General features: G+C 59.4%; 11 protein-coding genes and 1 pseudogene. 9 read left to right on the top strand and 3 right to left on the bottom strand.

Translation table 11 applies throughout. The features are described 5' to 3' along the window. Together AC1DUU_RS11315 and AC1DUU_RS11310 are read left to right on the top strand one after the other, a co-directional pair. Positions 1-139: pseudogene (locus AC1DUU_RS11315) on the top strand (O-antigen ligase family protein); the annotation flags it as partial. Positions 140-491: 352 nt separating this feature from the next. Then, complete coding sequence (locus tag AC1DUU_RS11310; protein ID WP_476783512.1) at positions 492-1,853, top strand: UDP-glucose dehydrogenase family protein; 1,362 nt, start codon at positions 492-494, stop codon at positions 1,851-1,853. Positions 1,854-1,875: 22 nt separating this feature from the next. On the opposite strand, the gene AC1DUU_RS11305 is transcribed toward AC1DUU_RS11310, so the two are convergent. Further along, positions 1,876-2,529 (bottom strand): response regulator, encoded by a 654-nt coding sequence (locus AC1DUU_RS11305; protein WP_476783511.1) that lies wholly within the window; start codon positions 2,527-2,529, stop codon positions 1,876-1,878. A gap of 23 nt (positions 2,530-2,552) precedes the next feature. Further along, on the bottom strand, positions 2,553-3,227 hold the full coding sequence (locus AC1DUU_RS11300; RefSeq protein WP_476783510.1) for a sensor histidine kinase: 675 nt from the start codon (positions 3,225-3,227) through the stop codon (positions 2,553-2,555). 549 nt (positions 3,228-3,776) lie between these two features. Between AC1DUU_RS11300 and AC1DUU_RS11295 the strand changes: the two genes are divergently transcribed. Together AC1DUU_RS11295 and AC1DUU_RS11290 are read left to right on the top strand one after the other, a co-directional pair. Next, on the top strand, positions 3,777-4,901 hold the full coding sequence (locus AC1DUU_RS11295; protein WP_476783509.1) for a glycosyltransferase: 1,125 nt from the start codon (positions 3,777-3,779) through the stop codon (positions 4,899-4,901). Next, the gene (locus AC1DUU_RS11290; protein WP_476783508.1) at positions 4,898-5,749 is read left to right on the top strand and encodes an ATP-binding protein; all 852 of its coding nucleotides are present in this window, start codon (positions 4,898-4,900) and stop codon (positions 5,747-5,749) included. The genes AC1DUU_RS11295 and AC1DUU_RS11290 overlap by 4 nt, the downstream gene beginning before the upstream one ends. Positions 5,750-5,841: 92 nt before the next feature. Here the strand turns inward: AC1DUU_RS11290 and AC1DUU_RS11285 are convergent, their stop codons facing one another. Continuing rightward, complete coding sequence (locus AC1DUU_RS11285; protein ID WP_476783507.1) at positions 5,842-6,948, bottom strand: glycosyltransferase family 4 protein; 1,107 nt, start codon at positions 6,946-6,948, stop codon at positions 5,842-5,844. Positions 6,949-7,278: 330 nt separating this feature from the next. Between AC1DUU_RS11285 and AC1DUU_RS11280 the strand changes: the two genes are divergently transcribed. The 5 genes from AC1DUU_RS11280 to AC1DUU_RS11260 form a co-directional block, all read left to right on the top strand. After that, complete coding sequence (locus AC1DUU_RS11280) at positions 7,279-8,463, top strand: polysaccharide biosynthesis/export family protein (protein WP_476783506.1); 1,185 nt, start codon at positions 7,279-7,281, stop codon at positions 8,461-8,463. Positions 8,464-8,504: 41 nt separating this feature from the next. Further along, positions 8,505-9,206, top strand: coding sequence for a sugar transferase (locus AC1DUU_RS11275; protein WP_476783505.1), 702 nt, complete (start codon positions 8,505-8,507; stop codon positions 9,204-9,206). After that, on the top strand, positions 9,203-10,117 hold the full coding sequence (locus tag AC1DUU_RS11270; protein WP_476783504.1) for a methionyl-tRNA formyltransferase: 915 nt from the start codon (positions 9,203-9,205) through the stop codon (positions 10,115-10,117). The genes AC1DUU_RS11275 and AC1DUU_RS11270 overlap by 4 nt, the downstream gene beginning before the upstream one ends. Before the next feature lie 260 nt (positions 10,118-10,377). Next, on the top strand, positions 10,378-11,118 hold the full coding sequence (locus tag AC1DUU_RS11265; RefSeq protein WP_476783503.1) for a PIG-L deacetylase family protein: 741 nt from the start codon (positions 10,378-10,380) through the stop codon (positions 11,116-11,118). Then, positions 11,090-11,709: DegT/DnrJ/EryC1/StrS family aminotransferase (locus AC1DUU_RS11260; protein WP_476783502.1), on the top strand; the 620-nt coding region annotated here is incomplete at its 3' end. The genes AC1DUU_RS11265 and AC1DUU_RS11260, both read left to right, overlap by 29 nt.

Genomic DNA, 11,709 nt, shown 5'->3' with positions numbered 1-11,709 from the left:
GGCAACGACAGTGGTCGTGTTTCTGACAATCGCGATGTTCAATCCGCACATGTACGCACGATACTGGACCGCTCCCGTGTTCTTGTGTTTTGGRTTGGGATTGACCCAACTGCGGGGCGCGACTCGTGTCCAGTTTCGGTCTCAATCTGATGACTTCGGGCCGCCCAGCGGATCGCGCTCCGCAATGTCTGCCTCCACAGCGCCTCGATCACGCATGTCCGACAGCGAACGCGGACCGCACCGCCAGCTGTAGAGGCCGGCGCGCCCAAAACCGAGCATGCCGCGGCATAGACGAAAACCAAGCGTCCGATAAACCGCAGGCCGTACATGTTTCCCTGACCTGACACATCAAGATGTCCTGCGTGATCATCGCTCTCGGCATGGCGAGCCTTGTGTCGCGCGGGCTCTTTCGGCCAGCGACGCGATCTGGCGGTCAGATGAAGACTTGTTGGAATCTTCATCCCGATCTTCACTGCTTGAGGAGAGATCATGTGAAGGTAGTCATTGTTGGTTCCGGCTATGTCGGACTGGTTTCCGGTGCGTGCTTCGCCCAATTCGGCCATACGGTGACGTGCGTCGACAAGGACGTGTCCAAGATCGCCGAGCTGGAATGCGGTCAGGTTCCGATCTTCGAACCAGGCCTGGAATCCTTCATCGCTCACAATGTTCGCGATGGCCGCCTTTCTTTCACGACCAACCTGGCTACCCCATTGGTGGATGCGGACGTCGTCTTCATCGCCGTGGGCACACCTGCCAGGCGCGGAGATGGCCATGCCGACCTGTGCTACGTCTATCAGGCTGCGCGCGAGATCGCGCGTGCGCTCACGAAGAAGATGGTCATCGTCACCAAATCGACCGTGCCAGTCGGCACGGCGGATGAGGTCGAGCGGATCATCCGCGAGGAAAACCCGAGCGCGGAATTTTCCGTCGTTTCCAATCCGGAGTTCTTGCGCGAAGGGGCCGCCATCCAGGATTTCAAACACCCCGACAGAATCGTTGTCGGGGCGGCCGATGACTATGCGCGCGCGGCAATGGCGGAAATCTACAGGCCGCTGTTCCTCAACAAATCGCCCATCCAGTTCACATCGCGTCGATCGGCCGAGCTGATCAAATATGCTTCGAATGCGTTCCTGGCCATGAAGATCACCTTCATGAACGAGATCGCCGATCTCTGCGAAAAAGTGGGCGCCGACGTACAGGAAGTGGCGGCGGGTGTAGGTGCCGACAACCGCATCGGATCCAAGTTCCTTCATGCAGGACCAGGTTTTGGCGGATCGTGTTTTCCAAAGGATACGGTTGCACTGGCCAAGACAGCCCAGGACCATGACAGTCCAATGCGCCTCGTCGAAACCACGATCGCTGTCAATGACGCCCGCAAGCGCGCGATGGCTCGCCGCATCATCCAGGCTGCAAGGGGCAGCGTGCGCGGCAAGACGATCGCCGTCTTCGGCCTTACCTTCAAACCGAATACCGACGACATGCGCGAAGCGCCTTCGATCTCGATCATCCAGGCGCTGCAGGATGCAGGTGCTCGCATCCAGGCATACGATCCCAAAGGCATGGAGCATGCCAAGGAGCTGTGGTCGGACGTGTCCTTCCACGCAAGTCCGTACGAAGCTGCCGAGAACGCCAGTGCGATCTGCATCCTGACCGAATGGGAGCAATTCCGGGCGCTGGATTTCGTGCGCCTACAAACGCTGGTCGCCGAACCGGTGCTTGTCGATCTCCGCAACATCTATACCGCCGAAGATGTGAACAGATTCGGCTTCGCCTACTCTGGAATAGGCTCGGGATCGTTAGCGCCCTACGACGCCGGCCTTGGAAGGATGCGGGGACCGATCGCAGCGGAGTGACGCCACGAAGGGCCTGCCGCCATCAAGCCGCCGTCATCCATCCATGTGTCACGGCGAAATGGACGATCTGCGCGCGCGAATGCAATTTCAGCTTCTCGGTAGCCCGTGCCTTGTAGGTCTCCACGGATTTGACGCTGACAGCGACGCGGTAGGCGATTTCCTTGTTGGAGTAGCCCAGCGCGATCAGGCGCAGCACTTCTTCCTCGCGCGTCGTCAGTTCCGACCCGCCACCAGACATGCGATGAGCCGCTTCGGGCTCGGGCGGGGTCAGCATCTGGCAAGCGGTAGGCGGATCGAGATACAATCCGCCAACGGTCGCCGATCTGATCGCGAGCAACAGGTTCTGACCCCCTGAGCGTTTTTGAACGAAGCCTTTCGCGCCGGCTTGAAGAGCGAGCTCCACATAGCTGCGATCCTCAAAAAGCGTCATGATCACGATGTGCCCGCGGTATCCTTTGGCGATCAGCTGTTCGGTGAGAACGAGACCGCTCATATCTGGAAGCTGAACGTCAAGCACGACCACATCGGGGGCGGTCTCCTCGATTCGGGCTAGTGCGTCGGCTCCATTGTAGGCTTCGCCGACGCAAACGATATCGTCTGACGCTTCGATCAGCGCACGCGCACCGGCGACTACCACCGGATGATCATCGACGAGAACAGTGCGGATCGGATTCACGGGCACAGTCTCCTTTGCGAGTTTCAGTGCGTTTTGACTGGAACAGTCGCTGTAAGGTGCATACCGCCCGACGGAGGACAGCAGATCACCAACTGCCCTCCCCTCTCCGCCAATCGCTCCTGCATATTGACGATGCCGCCCCGGCGGCCTAGCCGTCCATTTTGGTCCTCACGAGCGTTGAGGCCCGGCCCATTGTCCTCAATCACGAGCCTGACCAGTCCCGGCCCGTATTCCAGCCGCACCACGACCTGTGAGGCATTCGTTGCGTGCTTGGCGATGTTGGTGAGCGCTTCTTCCGCGACACGGAATATTGTTTCGGTGGTCGCAAGGTCCGGTTTGGTTCCATGCGTTCGCTCAGCGTGGAAGCGGATGGTTATGCCCGTGTCGTGCTCCCACTGAGCAGTCAGCGCCCCGAGCGCCGCAGCCAACCGGGAACCCATGGGGACACCTCGGCGCTCACCTGCCGCAATAGCTCTGAGCTCATTGCCGAACCGGCTTAGCAGTTGACGAAGATCCACGAAAGCGCGCCTCGTGGATGTATCGGCGATGGTTTGCTCCAGAGCGGCCAACCGAAGTGTTATGCCAACGAGGTATTGCCCGGCATGGTCGTGGAGGTCCCGCGCGATCCGCCGACGTTCCTGCCGCACGGCGTGCTGAACTACGTCCACCTCCGACGCAGTGAAGTCCTCATTGATCATACGAACGGCGCTCGCGTCTACCTCGTGCCCACTTAAGTGTTCATTCGTCGCTTGAACGCTTGGCCGTTCCCACAACGTTCCAAACGTCGAACTTCGATACCGTGGCCGACCGAGGGGCGGCGTGTCTATTCCCGTCTCTGGCTTTGCGGGTATCACCTTCGGCGACGACGACGTGCCATGAAAAACGCAATCTTCAGACCATGGCACCCCGTCACGAGTTCGTTTCGGATTGCGGACGCTTTCACCTCTACCCGGACCTTTGCCATCGTCCGCATCCAATCCGAACATATCTACCCCACCAACATTGACAGGCGCTAACGTGCAACCTGAGGATGCATCTCGGCCTTGCTTAACTTACTTTTACGAGATTTCTTTTGCGATATTTTAGAAACCCCTAAATTAACCTGACAGGACCAAAATGGCAAGTTGCAAACCGATTTGACAGGATTTCTTCCCAGGCTGTCAGGGTTTTCATCCTCCTAAAAACCCCGCATTCGACTAACCTCGCCCACATTCGTCGAGTTGCATAAGACGAGGTTGCATCGCGGAATGGTCATGCACGTGATCACCAACTATGTGGCGAATGCTGGGGCCGAAACGATGCTTTCGCGACTGGTGCGCACTTCGCGAGAAAGTTCGCTCGTAGTCTCGCTAATCGACGTCTCTGAGCGCAACCAGTTGCTGGCAGGCAGTGGTGCGCGTTTCGAACGGTTGCGAATGGATTCCAACGCTAGGGCGGCGACAGGACTCTTTCATCTGGCGCGGCTCATCTCTCGCGAAAAGCCAAGTGCAATCCTCTGCTGGATGTATCACGCCTCGATCGCGGGAGTGTTGGCGCAACGACTGTCTTCGCATTCAGCGCCTTTGTTCTGGAACGTTCGCCAGTCGCTTGACGACCCGGCCGCACTATCCCGGAACACAAGGATCGCACTGCGTTTATGCAAGCATCTTGCGCGGCTGCCTGAGGGCATCATCTACAATTCCCATCGATCATTGGAGCTGCACCGCCGCTTCGGGTTCAAAAACTGCAATGTCGAAGTGATCCCGAACGGCTTCGATATCGTCGAGGATCGGTCAAACGGCATCCCGACACGGACACCGCATGTCTTCGGCATCGCGGCACGGTTCCATCCACAAAAGGACTACGAAACATTCTTTCGCGCAGCAGCTTTGCTGTTAGCGCGGCGGCCTGATGTCAAGTTCGTCGCAGCCGGTGCTGGCGTTGCCCATGACAATGCGGAGATACGAAACATGATGGCGGCGGCCGGGTTGCCCGAGGCCGCGATCGAGCTTTGCGACCAGGTTGACGACATGGCGGCCTTCTATCATGGCATCGATGTCCTGGTTCTCTCATCGCGCACCGAAGGCTTTCCGAACGTGGTCGCCGAGGCGATGAGCCACGGAAAGCCGGTGGTGACCACCAATGTCGGCGACGCTGCCCTGGTCGTCGGCGACACAGGAGCGGTCGTTCCGCCGCGCAACGCGCAGGCCCTTGCCGAGGCAATGCGCCGAATGACCGACCTGGGACACCAAGACTATGCAGCACTTTCGATCGCGGCGCGCCGGCGGATCGAGAACCGGTTCTCGCTGGCGCAGATCGCACATCGTTACGACGAATTCCTGGATCGCCGCGACTGCAGCGCCAGTCTGGGAAAAGCGGAGTTTGGCAAATGACCCTGACGGCCAGGCAATTCTTTCTGGTCGAAAGGCGGCAAGCCGACCCCGTTGTCGAATCCCAGTTCTTCTCCAATCTCAAGATGCGCAACGGTACGTTCAAGTTAACGCAGCCTTCCCGCTTCGCTGCATTGGAGACAGAAATCGGGCCGGCGCTGGCGGAACGGGCAGCGGTCTTCCGGCAGGTGCTCGATGTCGGCGCTTCGACGGGCCTGACGACCATCGAACTCATGGACTTTCTGCGCGCAGCCGGGGCTTGCGCTGAGGTGACCTGTACGGACCTCTTCGTCGAAGCTCATCTCATGGAGATCGCGCCAGGATTTCGCGTGCTCGCGGATGCCGACGGCTGGCCGCTGCAATATGATGTGGCCGGACGGCCGATACGGGCGTGGATCCGAAGGTTGGACTATTTCACGCTGATGGCCGCGCTGCGGCTTTTTACGCGCGCGGCACTGCGCAGTCGGCTGCGGCGCATGATCGCCGAAGGATGTAGCGTTGCCGTCCGGATGGAATCCCGGGACCTGGCGGACAGGAATATTGAACTCGTAGAGAACGACATCTTCGCTCCAACGCCAAGCTTCATCGGCAGATTCGACTTCATCCGCGCTGCCAACATCCTCAATCTGAATTATTTCCCTGTCGAGCACATACGCCACGCCATATCGAACATCCGATCCTATTGCCGCGGGCCCCGCTCCCAGGTGCTGATCGCTCGGTCGAAAGGTTCGCGTCATGACGCGACACTGTTCGAACTTGGGTGGGAGGGCGCCTTCACCGTGCGAGCCCGCGCCGGCAGTGGATCCGAGATCGAGGGGCTGGTTCTTGGCCACCAGCAGAAACGACCATGATGACCGGACCGCACGGTTTTTACCGGTCTCGGCGGCTGAACTCAAATGTGGCGGCACGCGAAGAGCCGGCTCCGCCCGACCCTGACCGGCGTTCAAAGTTCCATCTCAGTGAGAAGCAGCCGGTTCACAGCATGCACGTCGAAGCGATCATGCGCCATCTCGAGGGATCGCTGTCCCATGCGCCGAGCCAGCGCGGGATCATCTATGAGACGCTTCATCGCCGCTGCAAGAGCATTGGCATCGCGCGGAGGAACGATGACGCCGTTTTCTCCATCCACCACCGTATCGCGGCAGCCGGGCATGTCGGTGGTGATGATGGCGCGGCCTGTCGCCATCGCCTCCAGAATGCTGCGCGGTATGCCCTCGCGGTAGAAAGACGGCAGGACAAAAACGCTGCAGGCAGCAAGATAGGGCCGGACATCGGTGGTTTCCCCGAGATACTCGATCCCCGCCTCGGTTGCCCAGCGGTCCACCTCGGCTTTCGAAATCGCGAGCGGGCTTGGATCCAAGGGCCCAAGGATCTGAAATCGCGCTTGCGCGTTCACCTGACGCAGCGCTTTGGCGGCTTCGGCGAATTCGCAAAATCCCTTTTCGCGCAACAAACGCGCTACGATCAAGAAGACGGGGGCGCCGGAGGGCACGTCACTAGGCACGAAGCGGCCCAAGTCCACACCCGAGCCCGGCACGGAAACTATCCGCCCGAAATCAGCGACCATCCGACCGTTGCGAATGTCGGCCGCATCGGCGTCATTGTAGACGAACACCTTGCCGCCGCCGTGCAGGGCGAACCTGTACATCCAGGTGGCGATCCGTCGGATCCACGACAGGCGCGGTCTGTCGGCGTCGCTGAAAATGTAACCGAGTCCGGTGATCAAGGCGTGCCGTTGTTTGACGCCGGCGAAGCGTGCCGCCATCAGGCCATAGATGATCGGCTTCATTGTGTAGCAAAGAATAACGTCGGGGGAATATGTCCGCAACTCCCGCCACAGGGCCATCAGCGTCCGCACATCCTGCAGCGGGTTGAGACCCGTCCGCGCCATCGGGATCTGCACAAAAGACACGCCAATCGCGGCCAGCGCATCGACGGTAGGAAGGTGCAGTTCGGGGCCGTAGGCAACAACCTCATGGCCTCGTTCCACCATCGTTTTGAGCAGGTGGAACCGGAAATTCACCAACGAAACGGTGTAGCTGCAAACCACAGCAATCCTGCGCCGTTCCCTAGGCGCGTGGAAGGAGGAAGAAGCAACTCGCTGCCCCATCGGGTAACGACCTTCATTACGGGCGCCGGCCGCACGTGACAGCTCGCAAGGATATCGGCCCCTAAACGTGGCGTTCGTCCAACAGCGACTGTTTCACACAACGCAGAATGTTTCCAGTTGCCTTGTTTAGCGCGTTTCAAGTCTGAAGATCGGAGGATTGGTATGTCGATCTCAAGAACGTTGCATAAGTTAAGTTGCATTGTTGGGGCAGGAGTAGCCTTGTTGTTGGGGGGGCCGATCGCTTCCAGTTCGGGCGCCGAGCCATCAGCAATGACCAGTTACCTGCTTGCGCCGGGAGACACGATAAAATTCGATATCCTGGATGACGACGAGATTCCAGTCGACTTGCCCATCGCACCAGACGGTGCAATCCAGGCGCCCTTGATTGGAGCTGTGCAAGTGAGCGGGCTCACCTTGTCAGATACAGTCAAGGAACTGGAACGCAGCTACGTCGCCAAGCGGATTTTCATCGTACCAAAGCTCAGCGTGTCGGTAGCGGCCTACCGCCCAGTTTTCGTGATCGGCGACGTCCGCCAGCCTGGCTCATATCCTTTCCAGCCACAGCTGACTGTCGAAACGGCGCTCGGCCTGGCGGGAGGGCAGATTCAGGCGACCACGACCGAGAATCCCGTTCTCGCCAGTGCACGTTTGCGTCAAGAGCTCGACACCGTCGAAGCGGACATCATTCGCGAGGCCTTAGCAAGCGCGCGCGTGACTGCCCAACTCGCCGGCCGAGCGAAGATTCTCGATGAAGACGTCCCGGAGCGGGCGCGTACCTACGTCAAGGGGCCTGTGGCTGAATCCATCCGCGAAGTCCAGAAGCGCATCCTGACAGCCGGGATTGACAGCTTCACCTCGCAAACAACGGTTTTGACTGAACAGTTGGCCGAAGCGAAACGCGGATTTGGCCTGCTCCAGGAACTTTCTGAGAATGCAGCGGGGAACATCGAGTTGAGCCGCGCAGACCTGAAGCGCGCGCAAGACCTGCGAGCGCGCGGCATAAAAACGTTGACCGATGTTTCCAACCTCATGCGCCAGACATCTATGGAGGAGGCCCGCCAGCTCCAGATACTTGCCGATCTCTCGGAGGCCCGTCGCGGAATTGGTGAACTGCAAAGCAAGCTGGCGGATCTGGCCAAGATCCGCAATCTGGAAGCGCTTCTCGAGCTTGAAAAGCACAGCGCCGATTTGGTCAAGTTTCTCTCATCGCGACGCGGCACCGAAGAGCAACTCGTGCTGATCTCGACCTTGACAGCTGAAGAGTTGGCAAGAAACAAGGAAGTGACCCTCGATTTCATCATCCGACGCAACACGGATGGGAGACCAACTGACCATCAGGCGCGGCCGGACACGCTGCTATTTCCCGGTGACGTGCTTGTCGTCCGCATGCACGACCTGGAGGGCAAAGCGGTGGCTGTCTCGCCCACTGTTTCTGCGTCAAGTTTGGCGCAATGAGACATGCGCTCAATCCCGAATCGCCCAGGGCGGGCGGTGGAATGCATTCGCAAGAGGAGCGCGGGCCATGGAGTCGACTGGCCTACCGTCGAGCGTTTTCCGCATCGATTGGCGGGCAAAACGTCGTCGCTCTCTTCGCCTTGCTGCTGGCGGCGCTTCCTGCAGCGCTGACCGCCGTGCTCATCTGGTGCTCGCTTGGGCGGCCGCTGCTGTTCCGTCAGCAGCGGAGTGGCCTGGGCGGCCGTCCATTTACCGTTGTAAAATTTCGGACAATGCGCGATCGGCGCGATGGCGACGGACGGCTCTTGCCTGACAGCGAGCGCGAGATCGCCCTCACCCGCCTTGTACGCCGTCTGCGGCTCGATGAAATCCCACAGTTGGTGGCAATTCTACGAGGAGAGATGAATTTCGTCGGCCCACGCCCACTTCTGCCCTCTACTGTGGCCGCTTTTGGTACCTTGGGGCCTGTCAGGAACTCCGTGCGGCCGGGCCTGACTGGCTGGGCCCAAGTCAATGGCAACACCCGTCTTGCCGATCTCGAGAAGCTCGCTCTCGATATCTGGTATGTCGACTACCGGTCGAGATCGCTTGATGCGCGGATATTGCTTTTGACCGCGACCGTAATTCTGCGTGGCGAAAATATTCGCGCAGCGGCGCTTCGATCCGCCCAGGCTCATCTTGCATCGCGTTCGGGAGGAGAAGTTGTCGGAGACGGTCATCTCATCAACGGGGACGCCCAATGAACATCGCGTTCGTCGGTACCGTTCAATCAYCTGCCGTCGCTCTCGACGCTTTGGCTCGGGCCGGCACGGCTCCGGGTCTGGTAATAACTTTGCCGACGGAGGCGGCAAATCGGCATTCGGATTTCGTCGATATCGCTCCCTTGGCTCGMAAAGCCGGCAGCAGGGTCGAATATACGCTAGATATAAACGACCGCGCGACCATCGAAACACTGATGGCTTTCGACACTGATCTCGTGCTGGTGATCGGATGGTCCCAAATTTGTCGCGACGCTTTCCGGACTGTTGCGCGGTTGGGCAATATCGGATTTCACCCCGGACCATTACCGCGCCTGCGTGGCCGCGCGGTTAYCCCGTGGACCATCCTACTTGGCGAAACCACGACCGCCGCGTCGCTATTCTGGCTCGACGACGGCGTTGATTCCGGCCCGATCTTGCTCCAGGAAACAATCGCGGTTGAAGACGATGAAACGGCCCGCACGCTCTATCTCAAGCAGATTGGTTCGATGGCCCGCATGCTGCAAACAGCAATAGAACTCGTGCGCGCCGGCAATCCTCCGCGGACCGAGCAGGATCATGGCAAAGCGACCTATTGCGCTAAGAGAACTGCGGAGGACGGACGGATCGACTGGAAGCAGCCGACCGAAGCGGTCCTTCGTCTGATCCGCGCAGTCGGCGAGCCATATCCGGGAGCCTTCACCACCTGCCTATCGCGCCGGCTCATCATCGACCGGGCCACTTTCTTTCCGGACTCGCATCGCTTCATTGGCCTGCCCGGTCAAGTTCAGGCCCACACTCCGGAAGGCTTCGCCGTTCGGTGTGGCGATGGCGGGTGCGTGCACGTCACAGCGTGGCGAATGGATGATGTCGCTTTGAGGCCCCGCCTTCATTCTAAGCTCGGCGAACCTGCGTGACGGCCCGACGTTCATCCTCTGCGTTTCTCCAGGCAGGCGAATCTGCAAACGTTGCTGCCTACCCCAACGAGGGATGCAACTGCGCAAAATCCCCTATAGCTGAGGCATTGCCTGACTCAATTGCGCGTCGAGCTTCTTTGCAATCACGTCGAATTGAATGAGGATACCGCCCAAGCTTTAGAATGGGACCATCCTGCTTCAGCCCCGTCCCTCATCAAAACAAAATGCCCAATATTTGCATTCTCGCGTAGGAGCAATGAATGACTTGGGTGGATAATTTTGGACGCACCTTGGTTATCGCCCCGCATCCTGATGACGAAACATTGGGCGTCGGCGGCACAATCGCGCGGCTTGCCAAGGCCGGTCATGAAGTCTTCGTAGCTGTGGTTACCACGGGACAGTCGCCAGACTACTCTGCCGCCGAAACCACCCAAGTTCGTTCGGAAGCGGTACAAGCTCACGCCATTCTTGGTGTGGAAAAAACCTTTTGGCTGGACCTACCAGCGGCGCGGCTGGGCGAAACATCTCATGTGATTCGAAATGCCGCATTGAGAGAACTCATCAAGCAGGTGGAACCCACGACTTTGTTCGTTCCATTCGCCGGCGACATCCACATCGACCATCAATTGACTTTTCTTTCGGCCATGGTCGCCGCGCGGCCGAACCAGACGAAATATCCAGGAACGATCCTGGCCTACGAAACCTTGTCCGAGACAAATTGGAACGCGCCCTATTTGTCGCCGGGTTTCGTTCCCAATGTCTTTGTCGACATCAGCCAGACTTTGGAACTGAAGCTGGAGGCCATGCGGATGTACGGTTCGCAAATCCGGGCCTTCCCGCATGAGCGCTCCACGGAAGCGCTACACGCGCTTGCCACGCTGCGCGGCGCCACAGTGCACAGGCCGTCGGCGGAAGCCTTTGTATTGATCCGCGACGTCGTTTTTTCCGATCAAACGCCCCAGGAGGCCCGTCATGAACCCTTGGCCGCAGCGCACTCCTGAACGATTCGGGCCTTCCCCCAAAACATGGCCCCAATACGACGAGCAGCAAATCGAGGACGTGCTCAAAGTGCTCCGTTCGGGCAAGGTGAACGCCTGGACGGGCTCCAGAGTGCGTGCATTTGAGGAAACTTATGCGGCGCTGCTTGGCCGCAGCCACGCAATCGCCGTTACCAACGGGACAGTTGCACTCGACATTGCTCTGCAGGCAATCGGTTTGCAGCCGGATGATGAGGTCGTCGTCACACCGCGGAGTTTTGTTGCCTCCGCGTCGTGCGTACCCATGGCCGGCGGCGTGCCGGTCTTCGCCGACGTTGATCCTTCAAGCCAGGCCATTACAGCAGAGACGATCGTCGCGGTGCTGACCCCACGCACCCGCGCTATCATCGTGGTCCATCTCGCGGGTTGGCCCGCGGACATGGAAGCGATCACCCGCCTTGCCCGCCAACATGGCATTGTGGTGATCGAAGATTGCGCCCAGGCGCACGGGGCCGAAATTTCGGGCCGGCCGGTGGGAAGCTTCGGAGATATCGCAGCCTTCTCTTTCTGCCAGGACAAGATCATCTCGACGGGTGGCGAAGGCGGTCTATTGGC

This window comes from Aminobacter sp. P4_H6_2, from assembly GCF_056400805.1.
The sequence above is the reverse complement of the archived record's forward strand: the minus strand, read 5'-3'. Positions and strand labels throughout refer to the sequence as shown.

Coding starts and splice junctions, on each gene's coding strand:
- AC1DUU_RS11300 (WP_476783510.1), bottom strand. CDS start 3,227: ATGATCAATGAGGACTTCACTGCGTCGGAGGTGGACGTAGTTCAGCAC.
- AC1DUU_RS11295 (WP_476783509.1), top strand. CDS start 3,777: ATGGTCATGCACGTGATCACCAACTATGTGGCGAATGCTGGGGCCGAA.
- AC1DUU_RS11290 (WP_476783508.1), top strand. CDS start 4,898: ATGACCCTGACGGCCAGGCAATTCTTTCTGGTCGAAAGGCGGCAAGCC.
- AC1DUU_RS11280 (WP_476783506.1), top strand. CDS start 7,279: ATGACCAGTTACCTGCTTGCGCCGGGAGACACGATAAAATTCGATATC.
- AC1DUU_RS11275 (WP_476783505.1), top strand. CDS start 8,505: ATGCATTCGCAAGAGGAGCGCGGGCCATGGAGTCGACTGGCCTACCGT.
- AC1DUU_RS11265 (WP_476783503.1), top strand. CDS start 10,378: ATGACTTGGGTGGATAATTTTGGACGCACCTTGGTTATCGCCCCGCAT.